Annotated in this window: 17 protein-coding genes; 9 read left to right on the top strand and 8 right to left on the bottom strand. The window is 72.2% G+C overall.

All coding sequences use genetic code 11. From position 1 onward, the window contains the following. Positions 1-103: 103 nt before the first annotated feature. On the bottom strand, positions 104-976 hold the full coding sequence (locus ACWCWD_RS25680) for a DMT family transporter (RefSeq protein WP_450776039.1): 873 nt from the start codon (positions 974-976) through the stop codon (positions 104-106). Between the two features lie 134 nt (positions 977-1,110). Further along, positions 1,111-1,476, bottom strand: coding sequence for a hypothetical protein (locus ACWCWD_RS25675; RefSeq protein ID WP_450776037.1), 366 nt, complete (start codon positions 1,474-1,476; stop codon positions 1,111-1,113). A 181-nt stretch (positions 1,477-1,657) separates the two neighbouring features. Between ACWCWD_RS25675 and ACWCWD_RS25670 the strand changes: the two genes are divergently transcribed. Beyond that, positions 1,658-2,824, top strand: coding sequence for a winged helix DNA-binding domain-containing protein (locus ACWCWD_RS25670; protein ID WP_450776035.1), 1,167 nt, complete (start codon positions 1,658-1,660; stop codon positions 2,822-2,824). A gap of 91 nt (positions 2,825-2,915) precedes the next feature. After that, positions 2,916-4,610, top strand: a complete 1,695-nt coding sequence (locus ACWCWD_RS25665; RefSeq protein WP_450776033.1) for an AMP-binding protein — start codon at positions 2,916-2,918, stop codon at positions 4,608-4,610. A 47-nt stretch (positions 4,611-4,657) separates the two neighbouring features. Here the strand turns inward: ACWCWD_RS25665 and ACWCWD_RS25660 are convergent, their stop codons facing one another. From ACWCWD_RS25660 to ACWCWD_RS25650, 3 genes are all read right to left on the bottom strand, one after another. Beyond that, positions 4,658-4,930: a hypothetical protein gene (locus tag ACWCWD_RS25660; protein ID WP_450776123.1), complete on the bottom strand. Its 273-nt coding sequence runs from the start codon at positions 4,928-4,930 to the stop codon at positions 4,658-4,660. Between the two features lie 9 nt (positions 4,931-4,939). Beyond that, a complete protein-coding gene (locus ACWCWD_RS25655) occupies positions 4,940-5,563 on the bottom strand; it encodes a GNAT family N-acetyltransferase (protein ID WP_450776031.1) in 624 nt (207 codons plus the stop codon). Positions 5,564-5,675: 112 nt separating this feature from the next. Next, on the bottom strand, positions 5,676-6,488 hold the full coding sequence (locus ACWCWD_RS25650; RefSeq protein ID WP_450776029.1) for a hypothetical protein: 813 nt from the start codon (positions 6,486-6,488) through the stop codon (positions 5,676-5,678). A 301-nt stretch (positions 6,489-6,789) separates the two neighbouring features. Between ACWCWD_RS25650 and ACWCWD_RS25645 the strand changes: the two genes are divergently transcribed. The 6 genes from ACWCWD_RS25645 to ACWCWD_RS25620 all read left to right on the top strand — a co-directional run bounded on the left by ACWCWD_RS25645 (position 6,790) and on the right by ACWCWD_RS25620 (position 11,193). Next, complete coding sequence (locus tag ACWCWD_RS25645; RefSeq protein ID WP_450776027.1) at positions 6,790-7,044, top strand: hypothetical protein; 255 nt, start codon at positions 6,790-6,792, stop codon at positions 7,042-7,044. A 134-nt stretch (positions 7,045-7,178) separates the two neighbouring features. Further along, the gene (locus ACWCWD_RS25640) at positions 7,179-7,490 is read left to right on the top strand and encodes a helix-turn-helix domain-containing protein (protein ID WP_327180220.1); all 312 of its coding nucleotides are present in this window, start codon (positions 7,179-7,181) and stop codon (positions 7,488-7,490) included. Positions 7,491-7,649: 159 nt separating this feature from the next. After that, complete coding sequence (gene uraD, locus ACWCWD_RS25635) at positions 7,650-8,159, top strand: 2-oxo-4-hydroxy-4-carboxy-5-ureidoimidazoline decarboxylase (RefSeq protein ID WP_450776025.1); 510 nt, start codon at positions 7,650-7,652, stop codon at positions 8,157-8,159. A 5-nt stretch (positions 8,160-8,164) separates the two neighbouring features. Further along, the gene (uraH, locus tag ACWCWD_RS25630; RefSeq protein WP_450776115.1) at positions 8,165-8,545 is read left to right on the top strand and encodes a hydroxyisourate hydrolase; all 381 of its coding nucleotides are present in this window, start codon (positions 8,165-8,167) and stop codon (positions 8,543-8,545) included. 223 nt (positions 8,546-8,768) lie between these two features. Next, the gene (gene pucL, locus ACWCWD_RS25625; protein WP_450776023.1) at positions 8,769-9,737 is read left to right on the top strand and encodes a factor-independent urate hydroxylase; all 969 of its coding nucleotides are present in this window, start codon (positions 8,769-8,771) and stop codon (positions 9,735-9,737) included. 67 nt (positions 9,738-9,804) lie between these two features. After that, positions 9,805-11,193: an 8-oxoguanine deaminase gene (locus ACWCWD_RS25620; protein WP_450776021.1), complete on the top strand. Its 1,389-nt coding sequence runs from the start codon at positions 9,805-9,807 to the stop codon at positions 11,191-11,193. Between the two features lie 61 nt (positions 11,194-11,254). Here ACWCWD_RS25620 and ACWCWD_RS25615 read toward each other — a convergent pair whose 3' ends face one another. Continuing rightward, complete coding sequence (locus tag ACWCWD_RS25615; RefSeq protein WP_450776113.1) at positions 11,255-12,013, bottom strand: chitosanase; 759 nt, start codon at positions 12,011-12,013, stop codon at positions 11,255-11,257. A gap of 711 nt (positions 12,014-12,724) precedes the next feature. Beyond that, on the bottom strand, positions 12,725-13,552 hold the full coding sequence (locus ACWCWD_RS25610; protein WP_450776019.1) for a chitosanase: 828 nt from the start codon (positions 13,550-13,552) through the stop codon (positions 12,725-12,727). Between the two features lie 65 nt (positions 13,553-13,617). Here ACWCWD_RS25610 and ACWCWD_RS25605 point away from each other — a divergent pair, with 65 nt between their 5' ends. Beyond that, positions 13,618-14,301 carry an alpha/beta fold hydrolase gene (locus tag ACWCWD_RS25605; RefSeq protein WP_450776017.1) on the top strand — a complete coding sequence of 228 codons (684 nt, stop codon included), beginning with the start codon at positions 13,618-13,620 and terminating at the stop codon, positions 14,299-14,301. Positions 14,302-14,427: 126 nt separating this feature from the next. Here the strand turns inward: ACWCWD_RS25605 and argG are convergent, their stop codons facing one another. Continuing rightward, a complete protein-coding gene (gene argG / locus ACWCWD_RS25600) occupies positions 14,428-15,873 on the bottom strand; it encodes an argininosuccinate synthase (protein ID WP_450776015.1) in 1,446 nt (481 codons plus the stop codon). Positions 15,874-15,941: the final 68 nt, after the last annotated feature.

Here is a 15,941-nt window from a genome sequence, read left to right as displayed (position 1 = left end):
CGGTACGTGTCCGGCGGGGCGCGACGGGCGGGGCGTGACGGGCAGGGTGCGACCGACGCCCGGCCGGGCCGGTGGGCGGGACCGGGGTCCGGCGGGGAACCGTCTACTTCACGCGGCGCGGGGGCAGCGGGTTGCCGGAGGCGAGGGGTGACCGCGACAGCTCCAGGCAGCCCGCGCCGATCAGGACGACCGCCACCAGCTCCGGCAGCAGCCACCATCCGGTGCGCAGCGTCTCGCCGAAGAGCGTCACCCCGTACAGGATGCTGATCAGCGCGTCGCCGAGCGTCAGCATCGGCTGGACCGCCACCAGCGTGCCTGCCTGAAGGGCGTTCTGGAGCAGGTACAGCGCTCCGACCCCGGCCGCCGCCGTGGCGTAGAGCTGCCAGGCGGCGAGCAGTTGGGTCACCCCGCCGGATCCGTCGAGGCGGCCCATGGCGTCCTTCATCAGGGCCGCCGTCAGCGCGTACCCGCAGGCTGCGGCGAGCCCGAGCAGCGCCGCACGGACGTTGCGCCGGGAGGCCAGGGCCGCCACGATCAGGGCCGCCTCGAAGATCCCGGTGACCAGGAGCGCCACGACCCAGGCGGTGCCCCGTACGGTGTCGTGCCCCCCGCCCGGGGCCGCCGACGCCATGCCCAGGGCCAGGCCGGTCGTCACGGCCGCGACGCCGTACCAGACCTGACGCGGGACCTGGACGCGCATGACGAACCCGGCCAGCAGCAGGGTCGAGGGGAGCTCGATCACGAAGATCGGCTGCACCACCGCGATCGGTCCGGTCGCGAGCGCCACGGCCTGGCAGACGGCGGCGACGATCACCAGCGCGATCCCCCCGAGCCACACCTTCTGGCGCAGCAGATGGCCGAAGAGGGAGAGCCGCATCGCCGCGGAGTCCGGCACGTTGACGGCCGCCCGCCGCTGGAGGACCGAGGCGGCGCCGTTGCTGAGCGCGGTCAGGACGGCGAACAGGACGCTGATCACCGGTCCATCATGCGGGCGGGAGGGCTCCCGCCCCGGTCACACGGGCTGCCCGAGTGTGTCGGCGGCTCCGGTGACCCCGGCCGGTCCATATCCGGGAGGGCGCCCCCCCCGGAACGGCAGCCCCGGCCACCGGACTACGTACCGAGGTACTCATGTCTGACGTCGGCCGGTGTGATGAAGAGTTGGCCGTCGCGGACCTGCCACTCGGTTGTCCCGTCGGTCTCGTGGCCCGCGAGGAACAATCCCTGGACGAGGTCCAGGTCGCCGTCGGAAGCGGGGATCCGGGCGATCTCCCTGAGCTGGTCGGTGAACCACCCCAGGGACGACTCGCGGATGTCGGCGCCGTAGAAGACGTAGTGGATCCAGTTGACATGCCGACGGGGTGTGCCCCATCCGTCGGTGTAGTGGCCGTCCTCGTACGCGGAGATGATCTCCTGGATCGCGACGAGTTGCCTCTCGTCGCACTGCAGCCACCCTCTGATCGACACGTAGGCGCCCATGGGTGTCTCCTCTCCCTCGGCGCCCATTCTGACGCGACAGCCTCCGGCCGGATCGTGTCGTCGAAGGCCGGCCGCATGGGCCCGCCCGAGCCGCCCCTTCACCGCCCGCACGGTGGAACATCGGGCCGGCGACCCTCCTCGCGGACAGGAACTGTCCGCGAGTCCGCGTACCGTGCCGGACATGGCCGCCCAGAAGACCCCTCCCGGACCCCGCCCCGCCCCCGGGCCGGTGCGCCCGGCCGTGCTCTCCGCCCGCGTGCTGAACCGGGCCACGCTCCACCGCCAACTCCTCCTCGAACGCTCGGAGATGTCCCCGAAGGACGCCGTCGCCCACCTCGTCGGACTCCAGGCGCAGAACACCCGTCCGCCCTACTTCCAGCTCTTCTCGCGCCTCGCCGACTTCGACCCCGCCGACCTCTCCGCGCTGATGGAGTCGCGCGAGGTCGTACGCATCGTCACCCTGCGCTCCACGATCCACACCCACACCGCCGACGACGCCCTCACCGTCCGCCCGCTCGTCCAGCCGGCCCGCGACCGCGAACTGAAACTCTTCCGGCAGGGGCTCACCGGGGTGGACCTCGACCGGCTCAAGGAGATCAGCCGGGAACTCGTCGAGGAACGGCCCCGCACGGTCAAGGAGTTGCGCACCGCGCTCCTCGCCGAATGGCCGGACGCCGACCCGCTCGCCCTCACCGTGGCGGCCCGCTGCGCGCTTCCCCTGGCGCAGACCACCCCCCGGGGCCTCTGGGAGCGGAGCGGGCAGGTCACGCTCACCACGCTGGAGCACTGGCTCGGCCGCTCCGCGCAGGCCGCCACGGAACCCGACACCCTGGTGCTCCGCTACCTCGCCGCCTTCGGCCCCGCCTCCGTCAAGGACCTCCAGAGCTGGGCCGGACTCACCCGGATGCGCGAGGTCTTCGACCGGCTGCGGCCACAACTCGTCACCTTCCGCGACGAGAACGGCGTCGAACTCTTCGACCTCCCCGACGCCCCGCGCCCCGACCCGGACCTCCCCGCCCCGCCGCGCTTCCTGCCCGAGTTCGACAACGTGCTCCTCGGCCACGCCGACCGAACCCGGGTCGTACCGGCGGTGTTCAGCGGGCGCAACGGCAAGGGGAACCAGGCGTACGGGACCGTGCTCGTCGACGGATTCCTCGCCGCGATCTGGCGCCTCGACCGTACGGACGACACCGCGACCGCCACCGTCCAGCCGCTGGGCCGGCTCGGCCGCGCGGACCGGGAAGCCGTCGCCGAGGAGGCCGTACGCCTGCTCACCGTGATGACGGACGCGGGCGCGCACGACGTCCGCTTCGCCGACTTCGTTGACTTCGGGGACTCCGGCGGGTGAATCTCCCCCGGTGACGGACGGGGCCCGGTGACAGGAGGGGCTGGTTGAATCGGGTGAGGCGACCGGTTCGGGTCCACAACGAGGAGGACACATGTCGGCAACCAGCGCGACCGGGACGTTCCGGGCCGCCCGGGACTTCCTGCTCCAGCACCGCGAGGACTGGGCGACCGCTTACGAGGGATTCCGGTGGCCCCGGGCCGACCGCTTCAACTGGGCACTCGACTGGTTCGATGTGATCGCCGAGGGCAACGACCGTACCGCCCTGCACATCGTGGAGGAGGACGGCCGCCGCAGCGAGACCTCCTTCGCCCGGATGTCGGCCCGCTCCAACCAGGCGGCCAACTGGCTCGCCGCCCAGGGGGTGCGCGAAGGCGACCGCATCCTCGTCATGCTCGGCAACCAGGTCGAGTTGTGGGAGACCGCACTCGCCGCGATGAAGCTGCGCGCCGTGGTCATCCCCGCCACCCCGCTGCTCGGGCCGCTCGACCTCCGCGACCGGGTCGACCGTGGCCGGGTCCGCCATGTGATCGTGCGGGCCGAGGACACCGGCAAGTTCGACGACGTGCCCGGCTCCTACACGCGCATGGCGGTCGGCGGTGCGGGCGACGAAGCCCGGGTCCCCGAAGGCTGGCTCCCCTACGCGGGCGCCGACGAGCACTCCGAGGTGTACGTACCGGACCGGGAGACGCTCCCCGACGAGCCGCTGATGCTGTACTTCACCTCCGGCACGACCGCCAGCCCCAAGCTGGTGGAGCACACCCATGTGTCGTACCCCGTAGGTCACTTGGCGACGATGTACTGGATCGGGCTGCGCCCCGGAGACGTCCATCTCAACATCTCCTCGCCCGGCTGGGCCAAGCACGCCTGGTCCAACCTGTTCGCCCCCTGGAACGCCGAGGCGACCGTCTTCATCTTCAACTACCAGCGTTTCGACGCGAGTCGGCTGATGGCCGAGATGGACCGGTCGGGCATCACCAGCTTCTGCGCGCCGCCGACCGTCTGGCGGATGCTCATCCAGGCCGACCTCACCCAGCTCGCCAACCCGCCGCGTGAGGTCGTCGCCGCCGGTGAGCCGCTCAATCCCGAGGTCATCGAGACCGTGCGGCGGGCGTGGGGCGTGACCGTCCGGGACGGCTTCGGCCAGACCGAGACCGCCGTCCAGGTCGCCAACTCACCCGGCCAGCAGGTGAAAGTCGGCTCGATGGGCCGCCCCACCCCGGGCTACAGGGTCGAGCTGCTCGACCCGGTCACCGGTGAACCCGGCGCCACGGAAGGGGAGATCTCCCTCGATCTCTCCGCGGCCCCGGTCGGTCTGATGGCCGGCTACCACGGGGACCCGGAACGCACGGCCGAGGCGATGGCGGGCGGCTACTACCGCACCGGCGACATCGGCTCGCGCGACGAGGACGGGTACATCACCTACATCGGACGCTCCGACGACGTCTTCAAGTCCTCCGACTACAAGATCTCCCCCTTCGAGCTGGAGAGCGCCCTGCTGGAGCACAAGGCCGTCGCCGAGGCCGCGGTCGTGCCGGCCCCCGATCCGGTCCGGCTGTCGGTACCGAAGGCGTACGTCGTGCTCGCCGAGGGCTGGGAGCCCGGGCCGGACACCGCGAAGGTGCTGTTCGAGCACTCCCGGGCCGTCCTCGCCCCGTACAAGCGCCTGCGCAGGCTGGAGTTCGCGGAGCTGCCGAAGACCATCTCGGGCAAGATCCGCCGGGTCGAACTGCGCGAGCGGACCGCCCGCGCGGCCGGCACGGAGTACGCCGAGGGCGACCTGCGGTGACCCGGGGCCGCGACCGGCGAACCCTGCCGGTCGCGGCCGGTGGTGCCTCAGGCGGCCTCGACTATTTCCGGCGCCGGCCCCCGGGTCGCCGCCGCCCATTCGATGAGCAGGACCTCGTACGCCTCGGAGGACCAGTCGCGTCCGGCACGGGAGTCCACGAGGGCGCGGATGGCGTCGTTGGTCTCGGCGGCGGAGGGGCTCGCGGGGTGCTCGCCGCCGGGTGCGGACGTGGCGCCGGTCGGGCTCGTGGGATCGGCCGTGCTCGCGGGACCGGACGGTCGAGGAGCGCCGGAGGTTGCGTGACGAGAGGTCAAATCCATGCCCACACGCTAGCGTTCGCCACTGACAACGTCGGTCCGAGGGGCGAGGACCGGCCCCCGGGAAGGGGGCGGGGCGACCGTCGTCAGGGTGACGGGCCGGGGCAGCACGATCCGGGCCGGTTCGCGGCGCATGCAGACGCGGGGGCGGCGGTCCAGCCCGCTGCCCACCTCCTCGGCCCTGATCCGCCGCAGTCCTTCGGTGAGTTGGTCCTCGCGCAGCACGGTGAACCCGATGCGCGCGTAGTACGGCGCGTTCCACGGGACGCCGGAGAAGGTCGTCAGGGTGAGCGCGGTGAGCCCCTGCCCCTCCGCCCACACGGCCACGTGATCGATGAGCGCCCGGCCGATGCCCAGCCGCGCCGCGGACGGATCGACCGACACCTGTTCGATGTGGGCGGCGCCGTCCACCGGGTCCGCGATCAGATAGCCGACGGGTCTCTCGTCCGCGGGGGCGTGGGGATGGGCCGCCACCCAGCAGCGTCCGGCGGCCCGGTAACTCTCCAGCAGTTCGAGGGAGGGCGGTTCGTCGTCGGCGACGTCTGCCATTCCGAGGGCTCTGAACGGTTCCCCTGCGGCGCGCTCGATGTCCTGGAGGCGGCGGAGATCGGAGCGTCTGGCGGAGCGGATGCGCATACGGCCAGTATGGCGAGCGCCGGGCCGCCGGGGTGCCGGGACTCCGGAAGTCGGTGCCGGCCGCACCCGACGGCGCCCGTGCCGGGCCCCTCATGTCCTCGTGCCGGGCTCCCTACGCCCCCCTGCCCAGCAGATCCTCGGCGGCGCCGTTGACCGGCCGCGGAGTGCCGGTGAGGTCCATGGCGAACAGCGGCATCGCCACCAGGTCCGCGCGCCGGACGGCCGCCTCCTCGTATCCCGCGAGCGAGAAGAAGACCCCGGAGACCGACGCGCTCAGCGCGTTCAGCCAGAGGCACTCGATCTCGCGCACCCCGGTCGCGCAGGTCGACGTCTCGACCTGCGCGAGTGCCCCGTCCGCCCGCAGGTCGACGCGTGAGGCGGGGCGTTCGAGCGGCTGGACGACCCGTTGGAAGCCGAGCCAGCCGAGATACAGCCCGGCCGCCGTCACCGCGTCCCGCGCGGTGCGGACCGGCACGGGCCGGAAGGGCGGGCGCGGAGGGGGCGCGGTGCGCGGGAGCGGGATGTGCGCGGGTGGCGCGGCGCCGGCTTCCGGTTCCGCGCGGGGGCCGTGGGCCGCGCCGGGCTCCGTCCAGGGTTCCGCCCCGGTTCCCGTCCCGGTTCCTGTCCCGGGTTCCGTCCCGGCTTCCGGTACGGGGACGGCAGGGGGCTCCGTACGGACCGGGACGCGCAGGACCGTACCGCAGGGGCAGCCCAGTTCCGGCTGCGGCCAGTGGTCGTCGCGCCCGCAGGCGGCGCAGCGTGCGGTGACCCAGCAGTCCGCCCAGACGCGCCGGGTGATCACGGTGGCGGGTGCCCCGCGCACGGTTCGCAGGGCGGTTGGGGCGCCGCAGGGACACGAGTAGACCGGGATCACGAACGCGTGGTCACGCAGACAGGCGGGGCAGCGCACGTGCACAGGTTCCACAGCGTCTCCTTCCGCCGGCGCCCGGGTACCGACGCGGCGTTCTGTGGGGGAGTGGGTGGGTGAGGTGAGGGGGAGCGGGTGAATGGGGGGCGTGGGGCAGGGGTGGACGGAGGGCGGGGGCTCGGACCGTTCCGCATCCCGCCCGGCGTCCGCCTCCGCACATCGTCCTCCAGAGACCGGCCCCCGGTAAGGCGTTTGGCGCGGTTTTCGGCCGATCCGGGCCGTCGGAGCCGTTATCGGGCCGAGTTACAGTCGGGGCCGAGCCGGCCCGCACACCGGCCGGAACTCCTGGGGAGGCACCGTGCGTCTGAGGGTGGAATTCACCACCGAACCCTTCGATCTCGACGAGGCCCCGGCGCACGCGGTGGTGGCACGCGAGGTCATCGGCGCGGCCCCGTTGGACGCGGTGGACGTCGGTCCCTTCGGCAACACGGCGGAGGGCGGAGCGGACGTGGTGCTGGCGGCCGTGGACACGCTGCTCCGGCGCACCCTCGCGGCCGGGGCCACCCGGATCTCGTTCCAGGTCAACGTGATCGCCGAGGGGGAGGAGCGGTGAGTGCCGGCCCCGCCCCTGACCGCCCCGCCGAGCGCCATCCCGCCCCGGACCACCTCGCTCCGGGGCTTCCCGCCGCCGGCCACCTCGCCCCCGGCCACCCCCTGGTCGCCGCCGTGAAACCGCTGGTGGACGCGATGGGCGCCGAACTGCTGGACGTCGGACGGGCACGGCCGGACGACGTGGTGCTCGCGTGGGAGGGCCAGGACGTCCTGGCCGTACGGCTGCCGCAGCTCTCGGAATCCCTGGACCACATCCTCTCCGCGATGGAGCGGACGTACGGCGGCCCGCTGGCCGGACTGGACCGCCGGGCCAAGCAGTCCGTGGTCCGGACCCTGGAGGCCCGGGGCGCGTTCGCTGTACGGCACGGGGTGGAGACGGTGGCGAGCGCCCTCGGGGTCAGCCGCTTCACCGTCTACAACTACCTCAACCGCGAGAAGGGAGCCTGAGGCCCGAGGGAGCCGCTCGTGCGGCACGCGGGGCCGCCCCCCTCGACGCCGACAGGCCAATTTCAACAAAGTGTTGACGCAGCGTCGCGCGGAGGCGTTAGCTGTTCGCAGCCCGCACGGCGCACAGCACGAAACAGCGACGATCAGCGCGGAGGCTCCGTGACATCGAGCTCCCCACCGGGCCTGGCCCGGTTCAACGCCCTGGCGCACGACGACGTCGCCGACGTACTGACCGAGATCTGCTCCAGCGGTGCCTGGGGCGCCGCCCTTCTCGCGCGGCACCCCTTCGCCACCGCCGACGACCTGCTCACCGCGAGCGACGCGGCCACCGCCGCGCTGTCCGTGGACGACCTGGCCGAGGCGATGGCCGGTCATCCGCCGATCGGGCGGCCCCAGCCCGGCGACCCCGTCTCCGCGCGGGAACAGCGCGGGATGGCGGGCGCCTCCGACGCTCTCAGGGCCGAGATGCTCGAACTGAACCTGGCCTACCAGGAGCGCTTCGGCCATGTCTTCCTGATCTGCGCCACCGGGGCGACCGCCGGGCAGATGCGCGACGCGCTGCGGGCCCGTACGGGGAACACGCCCGAGCGGGAGAGCACGATCGTGCGCACCGAGCTGGGCAAGATCAACCGTATCCGGCTGACCCGCCTCCTGACCGAAGGGGAGTGACGGTCCTGAGCACCGACACCACCGCCTCGGTGTCCACGCACGTCCTGGACACCAGCATCGGCCGCCCCGCGGCCTCCGTCCCCGTCCGCCTGGCCACCCGCCCCGACGCCACCGCCGGGTGGACGCCGCTCGGCGGCTCGGTGACGGACGCGGACGGCCGCTGCGCGGACCTGCCCGCCCTGCCCGAGGGGGCGGTCCAGGTGCGGCTCGACTTCGACACCGGGGCCTACTTCGCCCCGGGGGCGGAGGGACCGGCCGCTCCGTCCGCCGACGGCGGAACGTTCTTTCCGGAGGTGGCGATCACCTTCACCGTCCGTCCCGGCGAGCACCACCACGTACCCCTGCTGCTCAGCCCGTTCGGCTACTCCGTCTACCGGGGCAGCTGAGGTCCCGCCGGCCTGCGGCCCACCCCGTCGCTGACGTGATCACCTCCGCGGCGGGGCGGCTCGCCGTACCCGTACGCACCCCGTACGCACCCCGTGCGCATCCCTTACGCACCCCGCCCGAACCACGTCCGAACCACGTCCGAACCACGCCCTGTCCGTACGCCCCGGGCCCGCACCCCTGACGGCGCCGCTTCCCGCTTCCCGCAGAAAGGTCCCGGCACCCATGACCACACACGCCCAGCAGCCCCCCGAGGCCACCGCCCCCCGGCCGCGCACCGTGGTGCTCGGCCAGAACCAGTACGGCAAGGCCGAGAACCGGGTCGTCAAGATCGTGCGCGAGGGCACCACCCACCACATCAAGGACCTGAACGTCTCGGTCTCCCTCTCCGGCGACCTGGACGAGGTCCACATCTCCGGCGACAACGCCCACGTCCTGCCGACCGACACCATGAAGAACACGGTGTACGCGTTCGCCAAGGAACACGGCATCGACTCCGCCGAGCAGTTCGGCATCCACCTCGCCCGGCACTTCGTCCGCTCCCAGCCCGCGATCGCCCGGGCGCGCGTGCGCATCGAGGAGTACGCCTGGGAACGCATCGAGGACCCCGCCGCTACCGGCCCGGACGCCCCGCGCCACTCCTTCGTACGGAAGGGGCAGGAGGTCCGCACCACGCAGATCCGTTACGACGGCGAGCGCTGGGAGGTGATTTCCGGCGTGAAGGACCTCACCGTCCTGAACTCCACCGACTCCGAGTTCTGGGGCTACGCGAAGGACCGGTACACCACCCTCAAGGAAGCGTACGACCGCATCCTCGCCACCGACGTGTCCGCCCGCTGGCGGTACAACTGGTCCGACGACACGCAGGAGATGCCCCACTGGGAGGAGTCCTGGGAGCAGGCCCGCGCCCATCTGCTCCGGGCGTTCGCCGGGACCTACTCCCTCTCCCTCCAGCAGACGCTCCATCAGATGGGCAGCCGGGTCATCGAGAACCGCGACGAGATCGACGAGATCCGGTTCTCGCTGCCGAACAAGCACCATTTCCTGGTCGACCTGGAGCCGTTCGGACTCGGCAACGCCTCCGAGGACGGTGCCGTCTACCTCGCCGCCGACCGCCCCTACGGACTGATCGAGGCCACCGTGCTGCGCGAAGGCGCCGCGCAGTCGATCCCGGCGGACCTCACCAACCTCTGAGCGGCGGCGGGGCCAGGTCTGCCGCGCAACACCAGTCGCCCGCACCGCACTTACCGAAGGAAGCACGATGACCGATCAGGCAGGGCCCCAGCGCCTCGTCATCGAGAACTGCGCGGTCGCCACCGTCGACGCGCACGACACCGAGTACGCCGACGGCCACGTCGTCGTCGCGGGTGACCGCATCGAGTCCGTCGGTGCGGGCCGCGCTCCGGAGGGGCTGGCGAACGTGGCCCGCCGCATCGACGGCACCGGTCACCTGGTCACGCCCGGGCTCGTCAACACCCACCACCACTTCTACCAGTGGATCACCCGGGGCCTGGCCACCGACCACAACCTCTTCGACTGGCTCGTTGCGCTCTACCCGACCTGGGCCCGCATCGACGAACCCATGGTCCGCGCGGCGGCGCAGGGTTCACTGGCGATGATGGCGCGCGGCGGCGTCACCACCGCGATGGACCACCACTACGTCTTTCCCCGGGGCTCCGGCGATCTGGCCGGGGCGATCATCGGCGCCGCCCGGGACACCGGCGTACGGTTCACCCTGGCCCGGGGCTCCATGGACCGTGGCGAGAGCGACGGCGGGCTGCCGCCGGACTTCGCCGTGGAGACGCTCGACGGCGCGCTCGAAGCCACCGCCGCGGCCGTGGACGCCCACCACGACCCGTCGTTCGGCGCGATGACGCAAGTGGCCGTCGCGCCCTGCTCACCCTTCTCCGTGTCCACCGAACTGATGAGACAGGGAGCGGAGTTGGCCCGCGCCAAGGGGGTCCGGCTGCACACCCACGGCTCGGAGACCGTGGAGGAGGAGCAATTCTGCAAGGAGTTGTTCGGGATGGGGCCGACGGACTATTTCGAGTCAACCGGCTGGCTCGGCGACGACGTGTGGATGGCCCACTGCGTCCACATGAACGACTCCGACATCGCCGCGTTCGCGCGTACCGGTACGGGCGTCGCGCACTGCCCCTCCTCCAACGCCCGCCTCGCCGCCGGGATCGCCCGGGTGCCGGACATGCTCGCGGCCGGTGTCCCGGTCGGCCTCGGCGTCGACGGCACCGCCTCGAACGAGTCCGGTGAACTCCACACCGAACTCCGTAACGCCGTCCTCGTCAACCGTCTGGGGCCGCACCGGGAGCGGGCGTTGACGGCGCGTCAGTCGCTGAGGCTCGGTACGTACGGCGGGGCCCGGGTGCTCGGACGGGCCGGCCAGATCGGCTCCCTCGAAGCCGGGAAGCTCGCCGACCTCGTGCTCTGGCGGATGGACACGCTCGCCCACGCCTCCATCGCCGACCCGGTCGCGGCCCTCGTCCTCGGCGCGGCGGCGCCCGTCACCCTGTCGCTCGTCGGCGGCAGGCCGGTCGTGGAGAACGGCCGCCTGACGACCGTGGACGAGGACGCCGTCGCCGTCGCCACCCGCGACGAGGCCAGACGCCTCGCGCGGCTCGCCGCCGGGGACTGACCTCCCCTGCGCGCCCCGTCCGGCCGGGCCCGACCCCGGCGGGACGGGGAGTGCCGACGCGTCAGTCGATGTGGTAACTGTCCCCGTACACCTTCCAGTCGAGCGGCGGGTTCAGGCCGAGGTTGCCGTTCCGCAGGAAGACCCGCTGCGCGGTGTCGACCCGGGTCGTGTCGGAGTGGGCCTCCTCCTGGCGCATGGCCCACACCCGGGCGTCGAGGTACGCGTTCAGGTAGACCGTCTCGTCGCCGCCCTTCGACGGCGGCTGGGCCGAGGCGAGCGCCCTCTTGCGGATGGCGCCGAAGCTCGCGCTGTCGTCGCCCTCGCCGTGCATGACGAGCGCGTCGTAGTACGCGAACTGGCCGAGTGTGCCGAGCCCGTCGGCCTTCGCCTGTTTCACGGCCGGGTCGAAGTACACCCGGTCGCGCTCGTCGTCCTGCACCTGGCGGAAGACCGGGTCGGTCAGCGCGGCCTTCTCCCAGGCGGCGGTGAACCGGGAGCCGAGGCCCTCGTGCGAGTCGGTGCCGTCGACCTCGCGCAGTGCGGGCAGGAACGGTGCGAGGAGGTTGCCCGGGGCGCGCTCGGTGTAGAGCTCCACCACCCCCAGCATGTCGCCGGTGCCGGAGCAGAAGCCGACGATCCCGCCGGTGTAGCCGCGGCCGTCGCCGATGTCCTCGATGTACTTGTACTGGTCCCGCCACTCCAGGGAGGAGTTCTCCGCGCTGGAGACCAGCTCCATGGCGATCTCCTTCTTCGCCGGGTCGTCCAGCCCGACCGTAGGGGCCGACTCGACCGGTCGGAACGTTTCGTGACGCATCGCCACCTCCTGAACCGGAGAGTCTGCCAGGGCGGTGGCCGGGGCGACGGTGAAGGCCAGTCCGACGGCGGCGGCGACGGCGACGGTGGCCGAGGGGAGTGCGGTACGGCGGCCGGCGCCTGCGGTACGCGCCCGGCCGGCCGGACCGGGGGAGGCGTCGTTTCTGCGGAACGCGACATCGGCGGCCTGGGTGTGAGACACCTGTCCTCCAGCGGAGAAACGTTGATCATCTGCTCTGTCGCGAGCTTCCTATCAGGCCTTTCGTGCCTCAGCCGGCTCCCGTTCCGGTGGAAACGCCATGTCACCCGCCCGGGAGCCCCGCACCGCTCGGCTGGCGCGGTGCGAGGCGGTTCCGGGGAGAGGCGTGCCGCACTCCCCGCGGCACCCGTACCTGCGACGCCGGGACCCGCAGCGCACGGCACACGCACCGGCCACCGACCGGTGCCGGGACCCGTACCGCACGGCACCCGCACCCGCACCGGGGCATCGGAATGTCTGCCTCCGGATCGTCAACGGGCCGGGGCGTCGATGCGTCGTGGGCGCGCGGAGGCGTTCGACCGCGTACGGAAGCACGGGGGCGTCGGCGGAGCGGACCGGCGCGCACGGAAGGGTGCCCGGTGCACCGAGCGCCCGCCGGGCCACGGTTGTGGCCGCTTGCGCGGGTGTTCGGCGGGCGGTACGGACGTGAGTGGACCGGTCCGCTCGCGTCCGGTCGCCTCAGCGGTCGATCCGGAAGCTCTCCCCGTACACCTTCCAGCGCAGCGGGGTCTCCAGCTGGAGCTTGCCTTCGGTCACGAACCGGCGCTGGGCGGTCTCGATCCGGCTGGTGTCGGTGTGCGAGGGCTCCTTGGCGATGGCGGCCACCCGGGCGTCGAGGAAGGCGTTGAGGTAGGTCTCCTCGTCGCCGCCGTCGGCCGGGGTGTCGGCGGCGGCGCGTGCCTGGCGGCGGATGGACGTGAAGCCGACCGTGCCCTCGGTGTCGCCGGCGCCGTGCATGACGTACGCGTCGTAGTAGATGAACTGGCCCAGGGCGCTGAGCCCGTCCTTCTCGGCCCGGTCGACCGCCGGGTCGAAGTACGCCTCGTCCAGCACCTCGTCCTGCGCGGCGCGGAAGGCGGAGTCCTTCGCCGCGGCGGCCCACGCCTCGGTGAACGGCGTGCCGAGACCGGTGTGCGAGGGGGTTCCGTCGACCGCCCGCAGGGCCGGGATGAACCGGGCGAGGGTGTTGCCGGGGCGGGCCTTCGTGTACCGCTCCACCACGTCGAGCATGTCCCCGGTGCCGGAGCAGAAGCCGATGATGCCGCCGGTGTAGCCCCGGCCGTCGTGGATGTCCTCGATGTACTTGTACTGGTCCCGCCAGTCCAGGGTGGAGTTCTCCGCGCTGGAGACGAGCTCCATGGCGATCCGCTTCTTCGCCGGGTCGTCGAGATTCCTCTCGGCCTCCTCGTCCGCGCCGGAGCAGGCGGTCAGCAGGGCGGTGGCCAGCAGGGCGACGGAGAGGGTCGCGAGGGAGCGGCGGACGGCGGGACGGGCGGTGCGGTTCACCCCGTAAGCCTGCCAGGCAGGGGTGCGGGCATGTCACCCCGCCCACCGGCTGTAGCGTCAGGGGCATGGAAGATCAGTCTGTTGTGGATGTCGGCGATGTGCGGCTGGCGTACCGGACGTGGGGCGACCCCTTCGGCTCGCCGGTCGTCCTCCTGCACGGTCTCGGCGGTTCGTCCGCCGACTGGGAGGCGACCGGGTCCCTGCTCGGCGCCGAGTGGCGGGTGTACGCCCTCGATCTGCGCGGGCACGGCGAGAGCGACTGGCCGGACGAGTACGCGTTCGAGCAGATGCGGGACGACGTGGTCGGCTTCCTCGACGAGTGCGAGCTCGACCGGGTCGGGCTGGTGGGCCACGGCATGGGCGGCTCGGTAGCCCTGCTGCTGGCGGAGGAGCACGCCGACCGGGTCGAGCGGCTCGTCCTGGTGGAGACCCCCGCGCCGTTCCCCGGCGATCCGGGACCGGCCGGGCGGGCCGAAGGGCCGGTCGACTACGACGAGAACGCCGTACCCGAGGTCCACGCCCAGCTCTCCGAACCCGACCCCGAGTGGGCGGAGGCACTGGGCGAGATCGTCGCACCCACGATGATCATCGCCGGCGGGCCCGAGAGCACCCTGCCGCAGGCACTCCTGCCGGAGGTGGCGTCGCGCATCCCCGACTGCCGTCTGATCACCGTGCCGGGCGGGCACCGGATGCACCAGACCCGCGCCGACCAGGTCGCCCAGCACATCAGCGAGTTCTTCACCAGCTGACCCGGCGCCCGGCGTCTCGCGCGGCGGATCGACGCGAGGGAGACCCGACGCCAAAGGGAGGCCCGACGCGAAAAGGGAGGCCCGGCGAATCCGCCGGGCCTCCCTCCGTCCCACGTGGTGCGCCCGTCAGTCGGCGCCGAACTCCATGGCGGCGCTGTCGAGCAGCTTGTCGCCGCCGGGGGCCTCGCCGCGCGAGGCGATCTCCTGGGCGTTGCCCTCGGGCATCGAGCCGATCAGCGGCGTCGACGTGGCCTGCGCGCCGATCAGAGCCTGGTGGGAGCTGCCGACCATGCCGATGGCGGCGTACTGCTCCAGCTTGGCGCGGGAGTCGGCGATGTCCAGGTTGCGCATGGTCAGCTGACCGATGCGGTCCACCGGCCCGAAGGCCGAGTCCTCGGTGCGCTCCATGGAGAGCTTGTCCGGGTGGTAGCTGAACGCCGGCCCGGAGGTGTTCAGGACCGAGTAGTCCTCACCGCGCCGCAGCCGCAGGGTCACCTCGCCGGTGACGGCCATGCCGACCCACCGCTGGAGGGACTCGCGGATCATCAGCGCCTGCGGGTCCAGCCAGCGGCCCTCGTACATCAGGCGGCCGAGGCGGCGGCCCTCGTTGTGGTAGGTGGCGAGGGTGTCCTCGTTGTGGATCGCGTTGACCAGGCGCTCGTAGCACGCGTGGAGCAGGGCCATGCCCGGCGCCTCGTAGATGCCGCGGCTCTTGGCCTCGATGATCCGGTTCTCGATCTGGTCGGACATGCCCAGGCCGTGCCGGCCGCCGATGGCGTTGGCCTCCAGCACCAGGTCGACGGCGGAGGCGAACTCCTTGCCGTTGATGGTGACCGGGCGGCCCTGCTCGAAGCCGACGGTGACGTCCTCGGTCTCGATCTCGACGGCCGGGTCCCAGAACCGCACGCCCATGATCGGGTCGACGCTCTCCAGGCCGGTGTCGAGGTGTTCGAGGGTCTTGGCCTCGTGCGTGGCGCCCCAGATGTTGGCGTCGGTGGAGTACGCCTTCTCCGTGCTGTCCCGGTAGGGCAGCCCGTGGGCGAGCAGCCACTCGGACATCTCCTTGCGACCACCGAGCTCGGTGACGAAGTCGGCGTCCAGCCAGGGCTTGTAGATGCGCAGCGACGGGTTGGCCAGCAGGCCGTAGCGGTAGAACCGCTCGATGTCGTTGCCCTTGAAGGTGGAGCCGTCGCCCCAGATCTGGACGTTGTCCTCCAGCATGGCGCGCACGAGCATGGTGCCCGTGACCGCCCGGCCGAGCGGGGTGGTGTTGAAGTACGCGCGCCCGCCGGAACGGATGTGGAAGGCCCCGCAGGTCAGTGCGGCGAGCCCTTCCTCGACGAGGGCGGCCCGGCAGTCGACCAGCCGGGCGATCTCCGCCCCGTAGGCGTGGGCGCGCCCGGGCACGGAGGCGATGTCGGGTTCGTCGTACTGGCCGATGTCGGCGGTGTACGTGCACGGCGCCGCGCCCTTGTCGCGCATCCACGCGACCGCGACGGAGGTGTCGAGACCGCCCGAGAAGGCGATGCCGACGCGTTCCCCGACGGGCAGAGAGGTCATTACCTTAGACATAGGAAAAGTATGCACTTCGATGCATGTTCATGCAACCCGGTCGGCCGAGTCGTAGCTCACTCGGTGCA

This window comes from Streptomyces sp. NPDC001493 (genome assembly GCF_053597235.1).
The sequence above is the reverse complement of the archived record's forward strand: the minus strand, read 5'-3'. Positions and strand labels throughout refer to the sequence as shown.